General features: G+C 58.4%; 10 protein-coding genes. 4 read left to right on the forward strand and 6 right to left on the reverse strand.

Annotated features, from left to right (window positions below; all coding sequences use genetic code 11):
* Window positions 1-36 precede the first annotated feature (36 nt).
* The 6 genes from AAFH99_RS04905 to AAFH99_RS04930 form a co-directional block, all read right to left on the reverse strand.
* Entirely contained in the window at window positions 37-1,032 is a 996-nt protein-coding gene (locus AAFH99_RS04905; protein ID WP_043320658.1) for an AraC family transcriptional regulator, read from the reverse strand.
* A gap of 98 nt (window positions 1,033-1,130) precedes the next feature.
* Window positions 1,131-10,943: an isopeptide-forming domain-containing fimbrial protein gene (locus AAFH99_RS04910; RefSeq protein ID WP_406828819.1), complete on the reverse strand. Its 9,813-nt coding sequence runs from the start codon at window positions 10,941-10,943 to the stop codon at window positions 1,131-1,133.
* 87 nt (window positions 10,944-11,030) lie between these two features.
* Window positions 11,031-13,334, reverse strand: coding sequence for a M50 family metallopeptidase (locus tag AAFH99_RS04915; RefSeq protein ID WP_406828820.1), 2,304 nt, complete (start codon window positions 13,332-13,334; stop codon window positions 11,031-11,033).
* Window positions 13,335-13,359: 25 nt separating this feature from the next.
* A complete protein-coding gene (locus AAFH99_RS04920) occupies window positions 13,360-14,694 on the reverse strand; it encodes an efflux RND transporter periplasmic adaptor subunit (RefSeq protein WP_406828821.1) in 1,335 nt (444 codons plus the stop codon).
* Window position 14,695: 1 nt separating this feature from the next.
* Window positions 14,696-15,544 carry an efflux RND transporter periplasmic adaptor subunit gene (locus AAFH99_RS04925; RefSeq protein WP_156035405.1) on the reverse strand — a complete coding sequence of 283 codons (849 nt, stop codon included), beginning with the start codon at window positions 15,542-15,544 and terminating at the stop codon, window positions 14,696-14,698.
* A gap of 106 nt (window positions 15,545-15,650) precedes the next feature.
* The gene (locus AAFH99_RS04930; RefSeq protein ID WP_406828822.1) at window positions 15,651-17,234 is read right to left on the reverse strand and encodes a TolC family protein; all 1,584 of its coding nucleotides are present in this window, start codon (window positions 17,232-17,234) and stop codon (window positions 15,651-15,653) included.
* A 368-nt stretch (window positions 17,235-17,602) separates the two neighbouring features.
* Between AAFH99_RS04930 and AAFH99_RS04935 the strand changes: the two genes are divergently transcribed.
* The 4 genes from AAFH99_RS04935 (at window position 17,603) to AAFH99_RS04950 (ending at window position 25,321) form a co-directional block, all read left to right on the forward strand.
* The gene (locus tag AAFH99_RS04935) at window positions 17,603-18,700 is read left to right on the forward strand and encodes an ABC transporter ATP-binding protein (protein WP_406828823.1); all 1,098 of its coding nucleotides are present in this window, start codon (window positions 17,603-17,605) and stop codon (window positions 18,698-18,700) included.
* 2 nt (window positions 18,701-18,702) lie between these two features.
* Entirely contained in the window at window positions 18,703-21,009 is a 2,307-nt protein-coding gene (locus AAFH99_RS04940) for an extracellular solute-binding protein (protein WP_406828824.1), read from the forward strand.
* Window positions 21,010-21,137: 128 nt separating this feature from the next.
* Window positions 21,138-21,971, forward strand: a complete 834-nt coding sequence (locus AAFH99_RS04945; RefSeq protein ID WP_406828825.1) for a sugar ABC transporter permease — start codon at window positions 21,138-21,140, stop codon at window positions 21,969-21,971.
* Window positions 21,972-22,327: 356 nt separating this feature from the next.
* Complete coding sequence (locus tag AAFH99_RS04950) at window positions 22,328-25,321, forward strand: TonB-dependent receptor (RefSeq protein ID WP_406828826.1); 2,994 nt, start codon at window positions 22,328-22,330, stop codon at window positions 25,319-25,321.
* Window positions 25,322-25,385 lie beyond the last annotated feature (64 nt).

The raw sequence follows: 25,385 nt of genomic DNA on the forward strand, positions 1-25,385 counted from the left end.
TTGACAGATCGCGCAACCTTGAGTCCCGCTGACTGTTTAGTCGGACCTTTGGTGCAGCCAGGCTCTGGGGCTGGCGCCCATGATGCGTTTGAACGCACGGGTCAGTGCACTGAGCTGGCTGTAGCCCACCAGTTCCGCGATCTCGGTCAGTGACCGGCTGCCTTCCAGTAAGTAGGTACACACCTGCTCCACGCGGGTGCGGTCCAGTAGTTGCTGAAAACTGGTGCCCTGCTGGTTGAGACGCAGCTGGAGTGTGCGCGGTGCCATGTTCGCGCTATCGGCGACCTTTTCCAGAGTCACCGGCCCTCGTGGCAACAGGTTGGTAATGGTCCAGAGTAACTGTTCCTGGAAGTCATCCAGTTGCTTTTTCTTCAGAAAATCATTGATCAGGCCGAGCATTTCCGGGTTTGCACCGGCGACGGGGCGCTGCAGCAGTTCCCTGGCAAACGCGATCCCGTTGTGGTCCTGCCCGAACTGCACCGGGCACTGGAACAGTTCACGGTAGGGAGCGAGACCTGCGCTCCCTGTCGGTGCCGTACCGCACAATTGGACCGAGCGCAGGGCGACGGGCTCGGCGAGAAGAAAACGGATCAGATTAAATCCGCTGGCCACCAGATTGTCACTGTGCTGGCGCGAAGCGGCGGAAGGACCGGCAAACTCGTAGCGTGAGCACAGGTAGGCGGTATCGGCCGACTCCTCCAGCCATACCTTCAGCCCCTGGGCCGTCTGTCCAATGGAGGAGGTGATCGTCTCCATGGCATCGCGCAGGGTCGGGCACTGTTGCAGCAGCAGGCCGATGGTACCGAGGGCGGCAATACTCTGCTGTTGGGCCAGCTTAAGGCCGAAGTGCGGGCAGCCACTCAATTGAGCCCCCAGTTCCAGCAGTTCAACCTTGCTCTCCATCGGGATCATCAGGTCCGGACGATCCAGATAATCCGCAGGCAGGGCAAGGCGTTGCAGCAGTGCCCCGGCATCGACGCCGAAACTGCCAAGCAGAGACTTGTAACCGGTGAGCGCGCTGGCGCGGACCATTGGGAGCAAGGGGGGCCTCTCGAATCCTGGATCTCGAGGCATGATACCCAACCTGCTCCCAATATTGCGATAAATAGCGCCTGCGCAGTTTACAACTGCTATTCGCTACGTTGTGGCTCACCAGACTCTTCGGCGACCTGTTGCGCCAGCGCCGCGAGCAGTGGTGAAACGCGGGATTCACGCATTTCCCGGCCGATCTCATCCAGTTGTTCTTGCAACTGACTGCGCTCCCCGTTCAGGTTCAGGGGTTCGTCCCCAGAGGGCGAGGACTGCAACGGAGATGGCAGAGGCTCCACTTCCGGCGTCCAGTGCGGCGCGCCTGCCGGCAGTTCCGGACTGGCGGCAGGCCGCTGGAAATCACCAAAAATGGAGTTGTCCCGGAAGCCCGCGAAATCCCTGTGCATTTGTAGCGGGCTGGATTTGTGGGAATCCTCCGGGGCGCTGGTATCGATACTCAGATCATTGCCAAATACCCTCGACCAGTCGTTGGGGTAGTAGCGCCCATCGACCGAGCCAAATACCGGGTCGTAGTGATCGCCACTGCGTCCCCCCTGCAGGTTGCTCGAAACATTTTCCGTTTCTTTGGAGATCAGGCGGCCGTGCAGCTCTGGTGCCTGTCGCTCCCACTCCCGCGGCGGGTAGATATATTCCGGATACAGCTGAGAAAGGGTGATGTTGTCGACGTTGGTGTCGTTCTCGATTTCGGTCTGGTCGGTATCGATATTGTCGTCCGGATTCTGATCCCGGCCGTGGTTGCCATCATCGCCGATGGTGGCCGTGTTTTCGGTCTGCTGGATTGTGGCATCCAGCGGGTAATTTACGGTGACGGCAAAGGTGATACTGCCCTGCTCGCCGGGTGCGAGCGTTCCTACATCAAAGGTGTAGGTATCACCGGAACGGACCCAGCCCGGGGTTGAGTTGGCCGCATCAAAGGTAGTGTTGGGTGGCAGGGTTTCCGTGATCACCACGCCGGTCGAAGTGGCGTTGCCGCGGTTGCCGTAAGTGAGCGTATAGACGATGGATTCCGTCGGGCGGGGTTCCACATCTTTGTCGTCCTTATCGATAAACAGGTCGACAAACTCGATTTCAAATATCTCGCTGTCGGAGTTGTTCAATGGGTCGGGGTCTGCTCCGTTTCTGCCATCGTCGGTGATGGTCACGATATTGGTCTGTGCGCCGACATTTGCGGGAACCTGATCCTGAACCGTTGTGGTCAGTGTAAGACTGACACTGTCACCGGCAGCGAGATTGCCAATATTCCAGGTCACGGTGCCCGCTTGCGTATCGACGATACCACCGTCACTGGCCACGAAGTCGGTGAATAGCGACTGATCTGGCAACTGGTCCGTAACCACCACGCCGGTGCCGTTTTGATTCCCTACATTGCTCGCGACGATGGTCCAGCTGATGGTATCGCCAGGGTTTGCCGGATCTTCAAAATTCTCGATCTTGTCGATTTGATAGTCCGGTGCCGCGACGACCACAATCGCCGGACTGTCGCGGTCGGCGGTGGTGTTGTTGGCGGGGTCCTGGTCGGGACCATTGCTGTCGTTGTAATCGATCAACGCGACATTGGTGAATACCTGAAAATCGGCGGGCAGGGGATCGTCAATAATAACCGCGAACTGGACCTGGCCGGTTTCGCCGGGGGCTACTTCCCCGATATCGATAACATAGCGGCCGTCTTCGAGCTGCCAGCCGGGCGTCGAATTGGTGGGGTCAAAGGTCGTGTTTGCCGGCAAAAGTTCAAAGACCCGGGTTTCCGGTGCGGAAGCGGTGCCGACGTTCGCATAGCTCAGGGTATAGGTGACCACCTCGCCGGGGAAGGCAATGTTGTCTTCGTCATTGACTACCTTGTCGATCACCAGGTCAACGAAAATGATATTGAACTGCTCGGTATCGCCATTATTTTTCGGCGTCGGGTCCGGCCCGTTCGCACCATCATCGGTTACCACTGCGGTGTTTGCCAACAGCGGAAAGCTGACGGGAACCAGGTCCGGTATTACCGCAGACAAGGTGACGCTGACACTTTCCCCTGCGGCGAGGTCGCCAATGTCCCAGGTGACGATTCCCCGATCCTGATCGATCACACCGCCATCACTCGCTGTCACATTGGAAAGAACGGTAGAGCTCGGCAGGTCATCGGTAATCACAACACCGGTTCCGTCCTGGTTACCCTCGTTAGTGATAACGATGGTCCACTCAAGTGTGTCCCCGGGGTTGGCGGGATCGACAAAATTCTCGATTTTGTCGAGTACATAATCCGGAGCGGCCTCGATGGGTGTCGTTTCGTCATCGGTGTTGTTGTCAGGGTCCTGGTCGGGTCCGTTACCGCCGTCATCTTCTATGCGGGTGCTGTTGCTGGTCTCCTCAACACCCGATGGCATCGGATTATCAAACACCACCGCGAAATCTACACTGCCCGTTTCTCCCGCAGCGAGGGTACCCAGATCCAGAGTCAGGGTATTGCCATTCTGTACCCAGCGTGGGTCCGAACTTGCGGCATCGAATGTGGTGTAGTCGGGAAGTGTTTCGGTAATGACGACACCGGTCGCTTCCTGGGTGCCGTCATTGGCGTAAGTCAGGGTGTATATCAGCGTATCACCCGGTTCTACAGAAACACCGCCGTCGTCTTTGTCGATGGACAGCTCCACATAGGTGATATCGAACTCGGTATTATCGGTGTTGTTGTCCGGTGTTGGATCCGGACCGTTGTTGCCATCGTCGTCCACAGTCACCGTATTGGTCTGCGTGGGAATGGTAACCGGCACCGAGTCCGCCACATCGGCGCTGAGTGTCAGAGTGATGGAATCGCCGGCGGCGAGGTCACCGATATCCCAGGTGACGGTGCCGGCGTTCAGATCAATCACACCGCCGTTGCTGGCGGTGAAGTTGGTAAACAGGCTGGTATCGGGCAGGTTATCGGTAACCACTACACCGGTACCATCCTGATTGCCCTGGTTGCTGATCTCGATTGTCCAGCTGACCGGATCACCAGGTTGCACCGGGCTGGTGAAGTCGTTGGTTTTTTCCGCGACGTAGTCCGGCGCTGCCTCGATGGGGGTGATATCCGAATCGGCATTGTCTCCGGGTGTTGGGTCGGATCCGTTGCTTTCGTCGCCGTCGATGGAGACACTATTGCTCGTCTGTTCAACACCGGCCGGCACCGGATCGATGATGGTAACCACCAGGTTGACGGAGCCATTTTCACCGGCGGCAAGATTCCCAACGTCAAAGGTCAGCGTGTCGCCGTTCAACATCCAGTTCGGGTTTTCGGATGGATCGAAGTTGACATATTCCGGCAGGCTTTCGGTGATCACCACTCCCGTGGCCGGGAGATTGCCGCGGTTGCCGTAATTGATGGTGTAGGTAACGGTGTCACCGGGTGCGGCGGGGTCATCGGCATCGATTCCGCCGTCGTCTTTCGAGATAAACAGATCGACTGCTTCGATATCGGCGGCGACCTGGTCACTGACCTCATACTCCCGCTCGATATCACCATCGTCACCGCCTTCCGGTGTATCCAGCGACGTGTAATCAGCAACGGTGGTATTGGTGGTAGTCTGACCTATGGCTGCGGGATCGGTGGTTACCCGGGCATCGATGGTGATGGTGACGGTGGTAGTGCTGTCGATTTCACTGATACTGATCGACAGCAGGTTCGCCGCGGAGTTATCTACAATCTCCGGCGAGCCGCCACCGGTCACATCAATCTGTACATTGTCTACCGAAGCGATAAAGGGCGGAAGCGTATCGCGAATGACCACGTCGTAGGCATCGGCACCGCTATTCGGGTCCAGTTCCACGGTGATCTGGTACTGTGCCGGCCCTCCCAGTGTCAGGGGGGTACTGGTTAGCAGTTGCTTGTCGATCATCAGCAGCGGTTCGACCACATCGACGGATGCACTGGCAGTGGCGCTGCCGTCAAGAGTGCCGTCGTTGTCAGTATCGAACTGTAGTTCCACATCATTATTGAGAGTGGTGCCCTGAACATTGCTTGGGATATCAGTGACGCGTAGACGGTAGGTAAATGTAACGGTTTCTATCGTGCTGTTATCCGAATCAGAATTCTCCAGGGTGCCGAAATCCACAATCAGCGCATTGTTGGCGGCATCATTGGTCATGGTGATCTGACTAGAGTCGATTGGCACGGCATCCGGGTCGCTGGCCACAATACTGACCAGATCCACAAACTCGAAGCCGGGGCCGTATACATCGGTAATGCGCCCGGTAATGGATGCTTCGGGCAGTGCAACGGTCACCGAAAAGGTAACCACTTCGCCGATGGTGGCCTCGCTATCACTATTGAGGTCGTCATTCTGCGAGGTGGAAACCAGTACTTTTTCCACGGTGGGAGAATTTACCGTGATAACGGCATCATCACTGACCGCGTAATTGTTGAGCCCATTGCCCTCGCCGTCACTCCCATCGCGCTCGCCGGCGTCCCCATCCGGGCCGTCCGCATCCAGGCTGCTCCAGCGGAGGTCGGTGTCATTGAAAATTTCTCCGCCCGCTATGGTGTTGGCGAGTGTACCGGTAATGGTCAGGGTTATGGTGGTACCGGGGAGCATATCCAATTCAGCCTGCGGATCAATTACCAGCCGATTGTTTACCTCGTCATAAATAAAAAAATTGGTGACATTGCCGCTTTCGCCCGCCAATTCAATCGTTGCGCTGAAGTCGGTAATCTCGAATTCGTCCGGCAGCTGGTCAGTGAAGATAATGTCATAAGCTGTGGTACTGCTGCCATCACCCGGATTCTCTGCGACGATGGTGTAGGTAACCTGATCGCCGTTATCGCCGGTGCCAGGAACCACCGATTTTTCGATCAGTAGCTGTGGTTCTATGACGGTGATGTCGGCAGTCTGGGATACCGCCTGATCGTCCGGATCAATCTCGCCGTTGTTATTGGAGTCCCAGATAAAGGTGGCGGTATTGGTGAGTACCTCGCCGGCCTGATTGCTTTCCACATTGAGTACTTTGACCGTATACAGGAGCGCGATGGTGTTGGCCCCTGCATCGTTGCTGGCATTGCTATTGGTCAGGGTTCCCAGTGAAAAAACAATTTCTCCGGTGGTACCTTCAGCAGGAGGGTTCAGAATGCCCGGATCCGTCAGGTCTCCAAGGCTGGAGGTGATGTTGCTACCGACGATCACTTCATCGAGACTGACAAAGGCCAGCCCCGGTGGCAACAGGTCGGTAATGGTGGCCAGTGGCACCTCGCCTTCTGGAATGATGAAATAGGATGCATAGCTTGCGGTCTCCCCGATGACCACTTCGGTGAGGCCGTTAAACGGATCCTCTATGGAGCTGCTGGTGATCTGCTTCCCCTCGGCCAGAATGGATGTTGTTGTAAAGGAGTTTGAGCCGATTGCGCGGTAGTCATTGAGGTTGCCCAAGCCGTCAACGCCAGTACGCTCATTCGGATCCTCCCCCTCGATACTGGTCCACTCGGCAAATGCGACGTTGGTGATGGTGGTGCCGGGAACAATAAACGCGTCCACCGTTGCGGAGAATTGCAGGGTCAGGGTTTGCCCCATTAGCAGGTCAAAGGTCTGGTTCGTCGCCATGGAGATGGTATTTCCGTTCACCACGAACCGGTTAAGTACATCCACCCCATCCAGTGTCGCGCTGACCAGGGTCACGCCGCCAAGCTCGGATGGCAGCGTATCGGTAAAGGTCGCGTCCCAGGCATCGGTTTCAGAGGTGCTGGCGTGGGAGATGACCACGGTGTAATCAATCTGATCATTGGCATCGATACGCGAAGATGCGGAAGAGAGCGTTTTTTCCACCTGCAGTTGTGGTTCGATCACCGTAATATTTTCTGCGGCAGCAGTAGCCTGTACGGTGGGATTGTCCACGCCGTCGGCGGTGCTGTCCCAGGAGAATTCCGCCTGGTTATTCAGGGTATCGCCGCTCTGATTTTCAATAATATTCTGCACCAGTACCCGGTAGGTGATGGTGATTGTTTCTGTACTGCTATTGTCGCGGTTGACGTTGGTAAGGTCGCCGAGATCAAAAGTGATCTGCTGGCCATTTTCAGTAATGGTAAGATCACTCTGGCTCCAGGGGTTGCCGCTGGCATTCTGGATATCCGCTGACGCGGTTACCGAAACGATATCGAGATACTCCAGCCCCAGATCCAGGGTATCGAGAATCGAGGCGCTGGGTGTTTCCCCTTCGGCGATTGTCAGGGTGAGGGTATATTCGGCGGTTTCACCGATAACCGCCTCATCGTCAAGATTGTTCGCTGAATTAATACTGGTGCCATCCAGTGATTTGCTCACCGTATTTGCACGGATAGTAACCGCAGCATCGTCCTGCCAGTTGGAGTTTGAATTACCCTCGGTGTAATCGTTGCCCTCATCCACGCCACCGTAAGCTTCAAGGGTAGCGGTATTGATGATTTCCTGATTAGGCTGGACATCACCGATGGCCTGTAAGTCATAAGTAATAACAATAATATTACTGCCGTCGATGGTGTTGCCCGCGTCCGGGTCCCGGCCCTGGTTTAGTGCGCCCTCGGTCGATGAAGGGTCGTCGATGACAATGCCACTGCCAAACAGATCCCCGCTAAACGTGAGGGCAGTCCCACTGCCGGTGTACACCTGCAGATTAAGGTCGGCCGCGTTGCCACCGGGGTAGTCGAAACCGGGAGGAAGAATGTCGCTGATTGCGATATTGAACGCATCGGAGCCGCCGGTGTTTTCCACGGTGATGGCAAAGCGCACCAGGTCGCCGGCATCCACCTCGCTGAGGTTGGAGTCGATAGGAATCGCGCCAAGGTTGTCACTGGTGATCAGCCCTCCAGTCCAGGGTGGTGCTGTAGCGGTACCGGGCTCGGCGAAATCCACCGGCGCGTTTGGGTCCGGATCAAACACACCATTGCTGTTGTTGGTGGAGACAACGCCTTTGGTAAGGCTCAGCTCCGGCGACAAGACCTCCAGCTGCACCGCATCCGGATCCAGTACCGTGGTGCCGTTGGTATTGGTGATGGCAATGGAGGAAACATTGGTCAGTGACAGACCGTCGGTGAAGGGCTGATCCTGTACTTGCACAGTAAATAGCAGCTGGACGGTGCCGCCATTGGAGTTGTTCAGGCTGGAGGGGTCAAAATCCCAGGTAATGGCATTGTTGCCGGTGTCGGCGCTGGTGGTGGTGCGGGAGCCATCGAGATAGCCGGGTGGCCAATTTCCGAAGTCGGTGTTGGGGCCAAACCCCCACTCGTTGACCCCGGGAATACTGGCGCCGTTACCGGTATCGGTGAAGGTTGGTGCCTGTGCCAGGAACACGGGCAGCGGCAGGTAGTCGGTTACACTGATGCCTTCAAAGTCGATGGTACCAAGGTCGATTTCCAGGGCAAAAGTAACGGTATCGCCCACACTGATGTCATTCAGATCTGCCGGGTCAGTACTATCATTGACCGCGAAGACCGATTTACTGGAGTTTGCGCTCTGGATAACGATTTCTTCGCTACTGCTGTTTTCCACCGTCTCACCATTGGCGGAAACTGCAGCGGCGGTGAGCGTCGCCTGGTTGCCGATCACATCCAGCGCATCCACCGAACCGCCGGGACCCACATACTGCTCGCGGATAATGGCTTCATAGGTGATGGTAATGGTGGTAGTGCCCTGGGTGATGCCATCGGAAAACAGATCGCCGTCGAGGCTGCCATCGGTGAGGCCCAGGTCGATCAGCTGCTGGGAAATGTTTACATCCACGGTGGTGGATCCATCACCATTGACTACGACCGAGGAGTTGCCCGCAGCCACCGGCGACGGACCAAAATTACTGCCATTGAGTGACAGGCTCATGGAGATTGAGGCGGGGTCCACTTCGATACCGTCGCCAACCAGGTCACTTACCGACAGATTGTCCAGCGACATATAGTCGGAGACCTGCATGGTCAGGGTATATTCGATCGTGTCCCCCGGCGTGTAGCCCGGGGAGCCTGTGTCGTTCACCAGAGAAACATTTTTTTGCAGAGCGCTGGCGGTGGCAACGATCTGTGCATCGTCGCTGCCGCTGATATCCATGCTGTCGTAAACCCCGGTGGCGGACGCGGTATTGAGTACCGCATCGTCCGCCGCATCACCGACCACGATCGGATCGCCGTTGGCATCTACCTCCGGCACATAACCGGAATAGGTGATAACAATATCGTTGTCCGCCAGGGTGCCCTCAACGGGCGTCAGAAATGTGACAATCAGTTCCGAGCCCACCTGCGCCCCTTCCGGCGGTTCCGAGATTGTATAGTCGGTACCTTCGACCAGGGTGCTGCCGACTGCGCCACCGACGCTAACGGTGCCTGGTTGGTAGTAGAAATTTTCCGGAATCTGTTCGGTGACGACGAGGTTCTGCACCGGGGACATATTGGCGATGTCCACATTCACCTGCCAGGTGACAGGCTCACTGGGGCCGGTAACGGTTTCGCCATCGTCGCCGATTGACGCGTTGTCCCCGTCACCATCCACCGCCACTTTGTCCACCAGCATTACCGTGGGAGTAATCTGGGTTTCGATGGGCGGAGCCACAATGGCCGGATCCGTGTCCGGGTTATTGAGCGGGTCGTTGCCGTAGGCAAATCCCGGGCGCACATAAATCGGAATCGGCACGCCCACCATGGCGCCGGCGACCTCATCAATCAGCAGGGAAACATCGAGTTCGTAGGCGGGCTGGTCCGGGGTAAAGGAACCGAAGGGCAGCTGGATCGCATACCAGGTTGCGCCCTCCTCACCGGGCGGCAGTGAAATATCTCCGGTCTGATTGAAATCGTAGGGGTGGTAGTCCACCGGATTACCGCCACTGTCTACCCACTGGCCGTTTTCATAGGTGTAGGTTTCTACCTTGGCACCGAGCAGCCCACTGACATTATCAACCTCGAGGCCGGGTCCTAGGACAATGTCCATAAACGGACCGTAACCGGTGGTATCACCGGCATTGTCGAAGGTGAATGTCATATCAGTGGACTCGTTGATAAAGTCCTCACTGGGCCCGTCTACCGTGGCGGTGGGGGTGGCAACCATCAGCCCTTCCCAGGAACCTTGAAGCAGCTTGGAAAAAATAATATCGGTTTCCACATCTCCCCGGTTCTGCTCCAGTTCCCAGTCACCGCCACGCAATGCACTGCCGGTGGCATCGTCCGAGGCGGCGACATCGGCACCGGTGAGATCCGCGATCCGCGCGATAAATTTTTCCCCGGTCAGGCTGTAGCCGGTATTACATCCGTACAGCAGGATATCGGCACCGCTATTCAAGCTGCTGGACCAGCTCTGTAATTGCGCGCGGTGGTTGTTGCCTGCTTGTTCAGGCGTGCTCTCGTAAGTGGTCTCGGAGCCGGTACCAGACAGCGAGGCGAGGGATAGGGTGTCCGCGCCGATATCAATGCCGCCGGCACCGCCATGGGAGATCAGGTGAATGGCATCAAATGTCTGGCCGCTTTGCTGGATCAGGTCGGAGACCGTCTGCAGGGTGTCGCTGGCACCCAGCGTCAGTAATGTCACACTGCGTTCGCCAATGGTAAGCTGCATCGCGTCGCCGTGGTTGTTCACCGCAGAAGACTGCTGCACCAGGTCGTCGACCAGCGCCTGCGCATCATCGAGTTGCAGGTCGATGACGACCAGCTCGGCTTTCGCTTGGTACGATGCATTTAATAGTCCGGCAGACATTTGCCCGGCAAAACTCTGCTGGCGGTTTTCCTGCTTGTCTTTTTGTGTGTCGCTGCGCAGGGTTATCTCATTCCCGTCCGCCGTATCGGTATCGGCAGGACTTACAGCCTGACTGACATCCGCAGCTACCGAGGCATCCAGTAATACACGTTTTTCCAGGTTGCGGTGCAGGCTGCTGAGCCGGCGGCCGTGCTGATTAATGGCATTGGCCAGGGATGATCTGGAAAACTCATTGAATTCCATGGAATACCTCTTTCCTTGCGGTAGCTGTCGGTCATCGTCCTGATGGCCGGGAAAATTGCTTCAAAATATCGTGTTTACTGCGCGCGGTCAGACACCGCTCTCGCGAATCAGTACACCTGCAACCCGCTGCGTCAGTAATTGCAGAAGACTTACCGGCTCGCCAAGCAGTACCAGGTGGCCGGTACGCTGGGCACTCATCGGAACGGATGGCCCCGAACTGGCGTCGCCACGTGACGTTTGGGGCACATCAAAAAGAATCAAATGCAGGGCCTCGGCAGAGCGGCGCGGGTCTTCGGCCAGTGACTGCAGTGGGCCGCCGTTGACGGAGGCGAGCGCCGGATCCTGGATACGCCGCGATGCAATCCGTTCCACCGCAATTACCGTCACCGGAACCGGTTGCCATTGACCAGAGAGAAACAGCCTGCCTTTCCGCTCTGCGGTGTCAGCAACATTCAGACGCATGGTCTGTTGTGCTTGCGCATAGGCGCGGCCCGCGAGGCTGCGACGATCGGCGATGGTCAAAAACGGCTGATTGAGATCCAGAAACTGATCTGTACCGAGCCCTGGTAGTACCCAGTCCACGACGCCGGAAACTTGCGCCGAAACTTGAAGTTGTCGCTGCTCGGTTTCCAGTGCGCGCAGCAACTGGCGCTTGCTCAACAGGTCCTGCAGGTAGACCCCGTCGAGGGCGTCCAGGGTTTCGGCAAACCCATCGCTGTGCTGGCGGCGTTGTAGCAGGTTCAATTCGGTGCGAGTGCGGGCAATACGGTAGGCCAGCTCGTCGTTATGAAACTCGGCGATGATCTGCCCCTCGGTCACCGCTTCTCCGCGCCTGACGAAGCGGCGCAGTGTCGCGCCAGCGGGGGCCATGGCCTTCTGCTCTGCGGAGAAGTAAGTGGCCGCGGGAATCTGCACCGGCCAGGGTAGCGGTATCAGCAGCAGGGCGAGAAGTGTGATGATGGTGAGCAGCGCCCCAGGCCGGAATAGACGTAACCATCGACAAAGAGCCGGAATCAGCGGTGTCTTGCCCTGTGAACTCTGCATCGGATCCTCTCCCGATTGTGATGCCGGCTGGTCGCCATCGCGCCGGGAATTCTGCTCCTTCAGGTAACCCAGAAAACCGGAAATCTCCCGGAAGGCGGGCACGCAAAGCAGAAGGCCAATACACAACAGGAACACCAGTATGCCGGCGGCCTTGAATAGCAACTGGTAAGCGGCGTAACTGATAAACGCGAACACCATGAGCCGATAGACAAGACTGGCCAGTCCAAACAGAATCAGCAGTCGTTGCCGGCGACCGGTGGGGGCTGGGTAGTGGCGCAGCAGCCGTGACCAGATCCAGTGACGCAGGCTGGTGTTTGCGATTTGTTGAAGATTCTTTTCGCCGGTGTAATCACTCAACAGGTAGTAGCCGTCGAATTTCATCAGTGGATTGGCGTTGATCATCAACGTGGTTAACAGCGAAGCGGTAAACAGATAAAACATCAGCGCGCGCAGCGGGCCGTCGTCCAGCAGGCACCAGGCCATTGCCGCGGCGACACCGAGGGCGCACTCAAAGGTTACCCCGGCGGCGGAAATATGCAGGCGCGCTTTGCGAGGCAGGCGCCAGGCATCGGTGATTTCGCTGAACATGATTGGCATCAGCGCGATCAGCCCGACGCCGATACTGTTGGCGCGGATGCCGTACAGGCGCGCTACGCTGGCGTGACCCAACTCGTGCACCAGGCTGAGTAGCAGATAGCAGAAAAAGAAAATGACCGCGCCCACCGGATTCCAGCCCGCGTCGAAGTAGGCAATAAATTCAGACCAGTGCTGACCAACAGAAACGGCACAGAAAAGTGCCGTGCATACCAGCAGCGCGTAAAACCCGCCGGCGGCGGTGGCGCGGGCGAGGGGCAACAGTAGCCGGCAGCTCAGCTCGGGGACAAACAGCGGACGTCGCCAGAACAGGCTTTTTTGCAGTTTTACCAGCCGCTGCTGTGCCCTGCTCACCGAGGCGAGCTTTGCGGACAGCGCATCACTACTGGTCTGCAGAAGCTCATTGTCTTTGACAAAACGCACCACGGATTCAATTTGCCGTGGATCGATTTCGCAGCCTTGCTGAGCGGCAATTTCTGCCGCAACCTTCTCGGTACTCCCCAGGTGCCAGAGCTGCAGCACCAGCACTTCCAGCTCGCCAAGTTCCAGGTACTGGCCCCGCAAGGGATCGAACAGTAGCCAGGTATGAAAGCGATGGTGCGCGGAATTCCCGTGACGCTGGTCGCCCTGTTCGTTGCTGCGGTGAATTTGCAGGTCGGTGCGTAGCGGCGCCCAGGGACCGCACGGCGTGCTCCCCGGAGAACTTCCGTTAGCGGTGGTGGAGGCTGGATCGTCGAATAATTGTGACTGCACCGGCGCGGTTACCTCATGGCGGGTGTCAGACTCCGGCCCAGCGACGGGCGGAGGCCAGCGGACGGCGCAGCAGATAATAGATCAGTGGCACCCGTGCACCGTATACCCGCGCATGGCCGCGGGTGTTGATGTGGATCTGGGGATGATCCTGCCCAATGGTCGCCAGCAGTCGGTAGCTCGCGGGCAGGTTCTCGCCCTCACTGGTCAGCAGGCTGTGGTAGTGCAGTTCACCTTCGATGGGAGCGAGTGGGTCGGACTCGGCATAAAACACCACTCGCGCATTGGGTGGAAGATGGATCGCGTCGCGGGTTGGCAGGTCTATCTGGATCTGGCGCGCCTCCGGCTGCACGATCTCCATTACCTTTTCACCGGCGCGCACCCGCCGGCCGATCCATTCCGCCCGGTCGGTGTATATGGCCACACCGGAGGCCTGCGCCCGTATGCGGGTTTTGTCCAGCTGTGCCTGTTGGAATTCCAGGTCCAGGGTGCGGATGGATAAATCGGTTTCCGCTTCCGCAAGCTTGTGGCCGGCGGAGGTCTGCTGAAAATTATACTGGCGCGTCATGCGCAGGCGTTCGCTATACAGGGAAATTTCCTGCTGTACACGATCGATTTCCGCGTTGACCTCAGCATCTTCCAGGGTAAATAGCAGATCGCCGCTGTGTACCGGCGCATTGGGTGGAATATTGATATCGCGTATCACGCCATCGGTGCGCGCGGACACGATGCGCGGTTCTATAGCCGCCAGTGTGGCCGGGGCCAGAACACTCTGGCGCACCGGGATTGCACAGATCGCTGCGATTGCTGCCGCGGCGATCAGCGGACGGCGGCTCAGCCAGTTTTTCCACCGTCCATGTTGTTGCCCCCGCAGGGCCAGCAGCCCATGACACAGTGCCCCACCGATTTCCCGAAAAATCTCCTGTTCCTGAGGTGAGAGTTTGCGCGCGCGCAACAGGACCAGGCAGCCCAGTAGATCCCCATTGTTTTTTTCGATGGGTAGCAGCGCAAGGGTTCGGGTGTCGACGGTGGCGGAAGCCTCCGGCGTTGCGCCACCCGCGGTATGTATCTGCACCTGAACCGGTGTTTGTGGAGACGCTTGCTTGCGCGCCTCATCAAGGTAATTCCTGACTTCACCGCGCCAGTGCTGTGCTTCACTGCTGGTCGGGTCAACACTGGTGACATTGGATGCCGCAGCAAGATTCAGTTGAGGGCCGCTGAAATACAGGCAGGCATCAAACGCGAGCAGGCATTGGCTATCGGTACAGACGATACGGCCAATCTGTTGTTCATCGGCTGCATCACGGAGTTTCTTTTGCAGGGACAGAAAACCGTTGAGTTTCTCCAGCAGTTTTGCATCCATCTCAGTTGGCTCCGCGATGATCGCTTTTATCGGAGCCGCCGGCGAGGAGGTCGCTGGTGCTTTTCGCCCGCTGGAACCTGGCTTCTCCGCTCATACCGGAAATCAGCAGCCGGGATGTAGTTATCGACTCTTCGCCGGAATCAATAACACCGATGACCCTTACGGTGCGGGTTACCGGGTCAACCACAGGGACAATGCGCTGCAAGGTGGCGGAGTAGGTCAGACCGGTTTCATTGATCAAGACCTGGAAGTTGTCACCGATGGAGAGGTGGGCGAGCCATACAGAGGGAATGATGGCTTCGACTTCGAGCCCGCGGTTGTCCACCAGCTCGAACAGTGGCGCGCCGACTTCGGTGCGCTGGTGCGGTTCCACGGAGCGGCTTACCACATAACCATCAAAAGGCGCGCGCACTTCGCAAAGGCTGTTGCGGTGAGTGAGCACCTTGGCATTGGCGGTGGTCTCTGCCAGCTGCGCCTCGCTCTGCAGCATTTCCAGTTCGCTGATATTGCCGCCCAGCTGGCGCAGTGAAATATTCGCATCCAGCTGGCGGCGCGCAAGTGTGCGCTGGGATTCGGCACCTTCGAGTTCGGCTCTCAATTCTGTGCAGTCGAAACGTGCAAGCAGATCATTTCTGTTGAAGCGGTCGCCCGCGCGCACATGGACTTCGATGATGCGCGCGGCCAGTTCGCTGGATAGCTGCACCCGACTGAGTGCGTTGAGTTTGGCAGGGGCGGAGTTCTGCTCTCCACTGCTACTCGGTTCGCCGGCGGCCAGTGCAACACCCGCTGTGCTTGTCATTGCTACACAGGCTGCCAGCAGCACCGCGGAAAAAGCGCTTCGGATTTGCATGACGGGTACCACCTGTACATCGTTCGCAGCCACATCAGCGATGTGAGTGGCTTCCAGTTTCTGAAGGTCGGACTAATGAATGTGTCCTGGAAAAGTCTTGCGGCGTTTACCAGTGCGCTGCGGCTTGCCCGTCTGCACGGATTTCTGTCTCGCGTCTCTCGACACCTTCCGGGTTGTAGCCCCCGATCGGCAGCAGTTCCATGCTGGCGCTCTGGGTGCGCATGTCCGCGACCTGTTGTTCGATCACTTCCAGCGGCTGGCGGTAGTCGATATAGAACTCGGGCTGGAAGCCCACCGCGTTACTGAGCCGCCCATTGGCACTGCGCCAGTCGGCGTAGCTCACATCTTTCTGTACGCTGGAAAGCAGAGCCTGGGTAGAGGCGTGGATACTTTCCAGTTCGGTGCCCTGGCTGGACTGCCAGCGCGCGCGGGACTGACTCGCCATCTGGCGGTCGATATCCGCCAGTTCCACCGCATAGCCGTGATTGAGTTGTGCGCGTTTTACATGGCTGTAGGCGAGGTCCACCTGAGTGAGCACCGCAACGGTCAATGCGGCGCGGCGTACATCACCGAGGCGTTCGTTATCGCGGGCGTATCCGATCAGGTCGCGCCCGGCGACCACGGTGCCGAGTAAATCCCAGGTCAGGCGCAGGCTGCTTTCGGCCCAGTCGTTGTACAGCAGGTAACTGTTGTCGTCGTAGAAATAGCCGGTGCGCAGTTCAAGGCCGGGCAATAACTGTAGGCAGGCTTTGCGGATTTCCGTTGCGGCGATGCGCTCGCGGTAATCCTCTTCCAGCAGCTCCGGGCGGTTGCGCAGGCTGTACTGCTCCAGCTCCAACACACTCATTTCCGCAAAGGGGCTGCGCAGCACATCGATGGATTTGGCGCTGACCTGAAACTGAGTGCCGGGGGGCAGCCCCATCAGCGAGGCGAGTTCCATCTTCGCGTTGTGCATATCCCCTTCCAGCGCCAGCAGCTGTTGCATCAGGTCCAGCAGGTCGCGACGGTAGGCCAGGCTGGCCTCGGTCTGGCGCAATCCGCGCTCGGCGCTCTCGCGGGATTTTTCCAGCGCGCGCCGGGTCTGTTCGATCAGCCCGGGCAGTTGTGCCTGGGCACGCTGGGCGGCGGCGGCCATCCAGAAGGCGTATTCCACGTCCATGATCACGTTGTGCATCAGCTTGCGCTGGCGCTCGATCGCAATCATCACCCCATCGGCGGCCTGCTTGGCGGAGAGGTAGTTGATACCGAAGTCGAGCACGTTCCACGACAATTCAAGTCCGGCTGTGCTGTAGGTCTTATCCAGAGAGGTGGACTGGGCGAGCGACTGGTTGCCGTTTACGTCTTCACTGCTGGCGAAGTGCTGTTTGTTGCGGTGGTTGTAACCGGCACTGGCGGCAATTTCCGGCAGCATGTCCCAGCGCGACAGGCGCAGGTTGCGGTTGGCGACCACCGCCTCCATCAGCTTGAGACGATTGTCCATGTTGTAGGCGATGGCCCGCGCAATGGCTTCATTCAGATCGATGGGGCCGGTGACGGGCTGCTGATTGCCGAAGGCGGTTTGCCAGTCACCACTGGCGCGTTGATCAATGGTGGCGTCGTCCATGGCGGTCGGTTTTACCGAGCAGGCGGACAAAGTCACGAGGGTGACGCCAAAGGTTGCAATAAAAGCCGCAAGCGAGGCCTGGCGCATATCTCTGAGTCCTTATAAATACTTATCGACTACTACGCGGTACATCTGCGCCAGATCAATTTAGTACAAATGTTTCAGCTCGCTGTGTGGAGAGGACGGGATCTCCGGGTTTCGTCGCCGCATTACACCTTGGCGGTCGGGAGTGGCGTCAGGGAGCACCGCAGCAAGACGGCCGGGTATAGCGGCGGGTTCTTGTTTTTGTGTGTGGATCTGCAGGCGATCAGGGTTGGTTAGGCCAATCTAAATGGGGCGGGGGGAGGCGGCGGTAACAATTCTGGGGCACAATCCGGCCTGTGGTTGAGAATCCTGCCAACCGCAGAACGACAATAATAAAAACTGAATATCGACGATAAGAGAGACCCGTCCCCTTGGCCAATATTGAGTTCAGAGGCGTCAGCAAGTACTACGACGATGGTCCCGCGACCGTGCCCGGCCTGGATCTGGAGATCCGCGATGGCGAATTTATGGTACTGGTAGGCCCGTCCGGCTGTGGCAAATCCACTACCCTGCGGATGATTGCGGGGCTCGAATCCATCAGTGGCGGCGATCTGTATATTGGGGGGCACCGGGTTAACGACCTGCCCCCCAAGGACCGGGACATCGCCATGGTGTTCCAGAATTACGCCCTTTACCCGCATATGTCCGTGTATGAAAACATGGCATTTGGTCTGCGGGTGCGCAATTTCCCCAAGCTGGGCATTGATCGTCGGGTGCGGGATGCCGCCGAGACACTGGGGCTGTCGGATCTGCTCGCGCGCAAGCCCGGCCAGTTGTCCGGGGGGCAGAATCAGCGGGTGGCCCTGGGGCGTGCCATGGTGCGCGACCCCCAGGTATTTCTGTTCGATGAGCCACTGTCCAATCTCGATGCGGAGCTGAGAGTGCAAATGCGCGGAGTCATTCACCGTCTGCACCGCCAGTTGGGCACTACGTCGGTCTACGTCACCCACGACCAGGTGGAGGCCATGACCCTGGGCACCCGCATCGCGATTCTCGATAAAGGGGAGCTGATGCAGGTGGGGACGCCGCTGGAACTGTATAACGACCCGGACAACACCTTTGTGGCGGGTTTTATGGGTTCGCCGCCGATGAACCTGGTTGCGGTTGCCAACGACGGTGTCCAGCTGTGTTGCGACCTGCTCACACTGCCGCGCCCGCACCTGCAGGGAGTGGGCCGCGCGCTGCTGCTCGGCCTGCGCCCGGAAAAGCTGGTCTACGCCGCCAGCGCGCCGGCCCACTGGCCACGGCTTTCCGGCGAGATCGAGCTGGTTGAGAGCCTGGGGGCGGAGATGTTGGTACACCTGCGCAAGGGCGGGGACCAGGTCATAGCACGGCTGCCGGGTTTGCGGGCATTCACTCTCGGTGACGCACTGGAACTCGCGTTTGATCCCGCGGCGGTGTATCTGTTCGATGCACAGACGCAACAGCGCATTCGCAGTGATACTGCCCGCGCCGGAGTGCGGATGTGATCATGGCCTCAATATCCTGCGGGAGCCCGTTGCGCAGGCGCACAGCTACCGGGCTGGTGGGGCTGCTGGGCAGGCTCGTGCAGGCAGTGTTGTGCCTGCTGATTTGCCTTTCCGGTAGCGCCAGGGCTGCGGATAGCCTGACTCTCTGGCACAGCTACCGCGGTGCCGAGCGCACTGCGTTTGAGCAGCGCATTCGCGACTACAACCGCAGCCAGAGCGCGGTGCAGGTGAAAGCCCTGGCGGTCCCCTTTGGCGGCTTCGCGGATAAGCTGTCCGCGGCCCTGCCCCGGGGGCAGGGCCCGGACCTGTTTGTCTTTGCCCACGATCGTCTCGGCGGGTGGGCCAGCTCCGGGCACACCATTGCGCCCATCGATCGCTACGTGAGCGAGCGGTTACTGCGGCGCTTCCCGGCAAACCTGCTGGATGCGATGACTTTTACCGGCGATCTCTACGGCCTCCCGTTTGCGTTCAAGAGCCCGGCGCTGATCATGAATACCGACCTGGTGCAGTCACCGCCCGCGACCACCAACGGCATGGTGGCGGAGGCATTGCGGCACACCGACCGCGCTGCCGGGCGCTTCGGTCTCGCGTACAGCTATACCGAACCCTTTTTTCACGGCGCCCTGATGAACAGCTTCGGGCAGGGTCCATTCGATCGCGGTGGCAATCTGGATCTGGATAGTCCGGCGAATGTTGCTTCTCTGCAGATGCTCGCGCGCTGGGCGCGCCAGGACCGGATATTGCCGGAGGATCCCAGCAGTACTCTGGTGACAGACCTGTTCAATCAGGGGCGTGCGGCGATGGTGATCAGTGGCCCCTGGATGCTCGGAGAAATCGCGCCGCAGGTGAATTACCGGGTAGCGCCGTTGCCGGTCAACAGCGAGAGCGGTAAACCCCTGTCACCCTGGGTGGCGGTGGAGGGACTGTTCCTGTCACCCTGGTCACAACACCCGGAACAGGCCGTGGCGCTGATGGAATTTCTCACCAGCCGCGCCTCCGCGGAAATCATGGCCACGGAAGGTGGCCAGCTGCCGGCAAATATCAGTGCGTTTGAACACCCTAGTGTCGCGACAAATCATGTAGCCATGGCATTTCGCCAGCAATTGGAACACGCGGTGCCTATTCCCAATCTGCCGGCGATGACGCTGCTGTGGGTGCCTCTGGAAAATGCGCTGAAAAAAGTCGTCAAGGGCGTGGCGCAGCCGGAAGCGGAGATGCAGCAGCTTCAGCGGCAACTGAGTGCGGACCTGACGCGCCTGGAGCGATCCCGCCGGCGAGGGGAAACCCCGGCACAGATGCCGCTCTGGTTGTGGGTGATTCCCGTTGTGCTGGTGGTGCTCGCGGCCTGGGGCTGGCACCGTTGTCGACGTCGGCTGATGGTGGGTTGGCAGGCCAACCGCACCGCGTATCTGTATATCCTGCCGGCCATGTTGGGCATGCTGCTACTGGTGTTGTTTCCACTTGGCTATGGGCTGTTGTTGTCGTTTACCGATACCACCGTCTTCAACGAGCATGCGCCTCTGTGGTCGCGGTTTGTGGGGCTGGATAACTACGCGGCAATCCTTGGGGATTTTCACCTGTGGCGAGGTCAGGGGGCCGAGCGCAGCCTGGATTTCGACAACTTCTATTGGACCCTGCTGGTGACCATTATCTGGACTGCCAGCAACGTGATTCTGGCGGTGGGGCTGGCGATGGTACTGGCACTGGCGCTCGACCGGCCAATCGTCGGGCGCAGTTGGTTCCGCCTGATCCTTATCCTGCCCTGGGCCATTCCCAATTACATTACCGCGCTGGTGTGGAAAGGCATGTTCCATCCGCAGTTTGGGGTGTTCAACCAGGGGTTGCAGATCCTCGGGCTGGCGCCGGTGGCCTGGTTTGACTCTATCGGTACCAGCTTTGTGACCGGCCTGATAACCAATGTATGGTTGAGTATCCCGTTCATGATGGTGGTGATCCTCGGCGGGTTGCAGTCGATTCCGCGGGAGCTGTACGAGGTGGCCCGGGTGGAAGGGGCCGGGCGCTGGTTTCAGTTCCGCCGGATTACCCTGCCGCTGCTGAAACCTGTGCTGATCCCGGCGGTGATTCTGTCGGTGGTGTGGACCTTTAATATGTTTAACGTCATCTACCTGGTCAGTGACGGTGCGCCCGCCGGCGCCAACGATATTCTGATCACCAAGGCGTTTCGTATCGGGTTCGAGAAGTACCAGTATGCCTACGCCGCCGCCTATTCCATGGTAATTCTGGCGTTGCTGTTCGGTTATACCCTGTGGCAGACCCGTGTCAGTCGCACCCTGGAGGTGGCCCGATGACTTTTCCCGGTGGGACTCCCCCCCGCAGGAGCCTGCTTGCAGGCGAACCGGTTTGGCACCGGGCTTGGTTGGCTTGCAGGCGGGTGCCGAAAAGGATTGCACAGGATATTTTTAGCTGGCGTTTCGTCTTGCTGACACTGGCTTCGCTGATCGTTCTCTATCCCATGTTGTGGGTTGTCAGCCTCGCCTTCTCCGGCCAGCAGTCTCTGACCCTGGTCCGCCTGCCGGAGGATGCCGGCATCGCCCGGCAGTTAATGGCTCTGGTTCCATTACCGGAACAGTGGTCCCTGGCGAATTTTCGCGCGGTGCTTTCCGAGCAGCCGTTTCTGCAATGGCTCGGCAATAGCCTGGTGGTCGCCATTGCCACCACCGTTGTCGGTCTTTCCCTGAGCTGTACGGCCGCCTATGCGTTTTCCCGCTTCCGGTTTGCCGGCCGCCAGCGGGGCATGTTGCTGTTTTTGATCTCGCAGATGTTTCCCGCAGTGCTGATGCTGATTCCTCTGTACGTGATCGTGGTGCAGTGGTTGGGGCTCGGGAACTCCTGGCTGGGATTGATACTGGTGTACTCCATCACCGCGCTGCCGTTCTGCGTGTGGATGTTAAAGGGCTACTTCGACACTCTGCCCTACGAGATTGAAGAGTCGGCACTGCTCGACGGGGCCAGCCACTGGACCATCTTCACTCGTATTATCCTGCCGCTGGCGCGACCGGCCATAGCGGTTACCGGGCTATTCGCGTTCATGACTGCCTGGAACGAATTTATCCTGGCCTCCATTTTCATGGACGATGAATCCCTGTATACGGTACCCGTGGGCCTGCGCTTCTTCGTGAGTGACTACGCCTCGGAGTGGGGGTACTTTGCGGCGGGTTCCATTGTGGTTTCGCTGCCGGTCATGTTGCTGTTTCTTTCCCTGCAGCGCTTTCTGGTTTCCGGGCTCGCCGCCGGGGCGGTGAAAGGCTGACGCTGCAGATGCACCCTTATCCGTGATCACACAACCGGTCAGTGGCTTGCGGGCTCCCCAGGCCCCTGCTTTGAGCCGTCTCGCCCCGTAATGGTCCGGAAAATGTCCCAATCCGGTGCGGCCTGGCGCTTTCCATTTAAGCTGTTGATTTATATGTGTTTTTTCGTTCCCGCTTTGCCGAAACCAAGGTGGGAAAGTCCATTTTTGGCCAAATCCCCAAGGTGGGACGACGCATTCTGGCGCGGCGCAGGAGTATAGCCTCACGCCAGATCGGGTTATCCTGTTGCGGTCTCACGCGGTCCCTACTCTGGCGAAACCAATAAATAAAATGACGTGACGATGGGGGAGACAACTCCATGAACAGAATGACCGGATTCAAGAAGAATTCCATTGCGGTGGCCATCGCCACCCTCGCGGGCGTAAGCGGCGGCGCCCTGGCTCAAACCGAAGCGGAATCCGCCCTGGAAGAGGTGGTGGTGCTGGGCATCCGCGGCAGCCTTGAAAAATCCATGGACGTGAAGCGCGATGCCAAAGGTATCGTCGATGCGATTTCCGCAGAGGATATCGGCAAGTTCCCCGATACCAATCTGGCGGAATCCATGCAGCGGATTTCCGGTGTCTCTATCGACCGGGTGAATGGTGAAGGCAGCAAGGTTACGGTGCGTGGCCTGGGGCCGGATTTCAACCTGGTAACCCTGAATGGCCGTCAGGTGGCGCGCACCACCGGTGGCCGCTCCTTTGATTTCCAGAATATCGCCTCCGATATGGTGACCGGTGTCGAGGTCTCAAAGACCAGCGACGCAACACTGCCCTCCGGTGGCATGGGCGCCACCATCAACCTGCTGACCGCGCGTCCTTTCAATACCCCGGAGCGCACCCTACGTTTTGGGGTAAAAGGGGTGCTGGATGAGTCCTCCGACGATGCCAGCATGACGCCTGAATACAGCGGTTTCTATTCCGACACCTTTGCCGATGGCAAATTCGGTGTGGCCATTTCCGGTTCCGTGCAGGAGCGCGAGAGCGGCAGCCAACAGGCGCTGGTTCCCGGTGGCTGGATCAGTGTTGAAGGCCAGATGGACAACAACTGGGACGGCGTGAATGATGCCTGGGGCGCGGTCCCGCTGGAGAATCAGGTAAACCGTCCCGGTGAGGGCGACATCTATTCTGTTGCGCAGAACGCGGCCTTCAAGTTTGAAGAGCAGCAGCGCAAGCGCACCAATGGTCAGCTGGTGCTGCAGTGGGCGCCCACTGACGATGTGACCGCAACCCTGGATTACAACTACTACCAGAACAAGATCGCCAAGCAGTTCAATGATATTTCCGTATATCACGCCTGGCAGGGCGATCAGCGGGGTGTATGGAGTGACGGCCCCATCTCCACGCCGATCATCTACTCCGAATACTACGGGGCGCCCAGTGATGTGGCCATGGGTGGCGGCAGCACCGCCGAGATCCACGAAGGGAATATGCTCGGGATCAACCTGGAATGGCAGGTTGGTGACCGGCTGAACCTGTTCTTCGACGGCCAGCACTCGGAAGCCGAGCGCACTCCGGACAGCCCCTGGGGTACCAGCAATGTGCTGACCGTCGCCGCCATGGTGCGCGAGGCCAGCAGCGTGGACTTTACCGGCGAGATCCCGGCGATCTATGTGGACTCCGCCAACGGTTTGAATGCCTCCGATATCATTGTTACCGGTTCAGTATTCACCAATTCCAAAGATTATTCCGAGGTGGACCAGTTCCGCTTTGGTGGTAACTTCGAAATCAGCGAATCCAGTGATATCGACTTCGGTATCGCCCGTCAGGAAGTGAGCAATCGCTCCCAGTCCGTATTTGTACAGCGCAATAACTGGGGTGGTGCGGGCCCCGCATCGGATCTGCCGGACGAACTGTTTACGGCCAAAAGTATCTCCGACAAGTTTGATGAGTCCTGGGGAGATTTTTCCGAGATCGGCGGGCTGGAGCCCCTGGATATCTATTACGACTGGGATTTTGACGCGGTGCGTGCGATCGCCGAAGACCTGTACGCGAACAACGCTACCGACGCGGGCACGGCCAACCGTGTAGGCGATTGTGGAACTGCCTTCTGCGCCTCCACCGACTACGCGTCTGACACCGATCGTGCCACCACCGAGACGTCCACCTCCGTGTATGCACAGTACAACTTCACCTCCGAAATGCGCGGAATGCCTTACGAGATCAACACGGGGCTGCGTTACGAGCAGACCGATGTGGACTCGGTATCTGTGGTGCCTGAATACGATCGCGCAGAATGGAACTCCAACAACGAAGTGGCGATCATCGGCACCGGTGAACAGGTTTATCTGAGCGAAGAGGGTAACTACGATTACTGGTTGCCCAGTATTGCGTTGAAAGTGGACGTGACAGAAGACGTGGTGACCCGCGCGGCAGTCAGCAAGGCAATCACCCGTCCGGATTACAATTCCATCAAAGGTGGCACCACGATCGGTACCATCGCCAACGGCGGCATTGGTGGCGGCTCCACCGGCAACCCGAGCCTGTTGCCCTACGAGTCCATCAACTACGACCTGTCTGTGGAGTGGTATTACGGCGAGACCAGCTACGCGTCGGTGGGCCTGTTCCGCAAGGATGTATCCAACTTCATCAGCAATGCCAAAACCGAGAAATCACTGTTCAATATTGCCAACCCGGCAGACGGTGCTCTGGTGGATGAGGCGCGTGCGAACGGTGCCAATGATGCGGAATCCATTCGTCAGTATATTGCCGCCAATTACGCCGACAGCGACTTCGTCAATGTGACCTACCTCGAAGACGGCGTTACCGTGGATAAGATATTTATTACCGGTAACCCGGCCACCGACAATGACATGGTGTTCCTGGTGGATACCCCGGTAAACAGCGATGTGGACAATACCATCGACGGTGTCGAACTGGCAGTGCAGCACATGTTCGGTGAAACCGGGTTTGGCCTGCAGGCGAACTACACCATCGTAGATTCCGAACTCAGTTATGACCCGTACATACTGGTGGATCAGGAGGCCATGGTCGGCCTGAGCGACTCTGCCAACCTGGTGGGCTTTTACGATAAGAACGGCTTCCAGGCGCGGATCGCCTATAACTGGCGGGATGAGTTCCTGAGTTCCCGCGGCCAGAACACCGGTGCCAACCCACAGTATGTGGAAGCTTACAGCCAGATTGACCTGAACGTGAGCTATGAACTACCACAGCTTGAAGGCATGCAGGTATTCCTTGAGGGGATTAACGTAACCGATGAGTACCAGCGTGTTTACGGCCGTGATTCACGTCAGCTGATGGGTTACTACCAGGGTGGTGCGCGCTGGCAGTTGGGTGCGCGCTACGCCTTTTAAACCAGAGCACAGGATGGTTTGAACTGGCAGGGAAAGCCGCTGATCATATGGTCAGCGGCTTTTT

Origin of the sequence: Microbulbifer sp. ARAS458-1 (assembly GCF_045348205.1) — a bacterium.
Lineage (GTDB): Bacteria > Pseudomonadota > Gammaproteobacteria > Pseudomonadales > Cellvibrionaceae > Microbulbifer.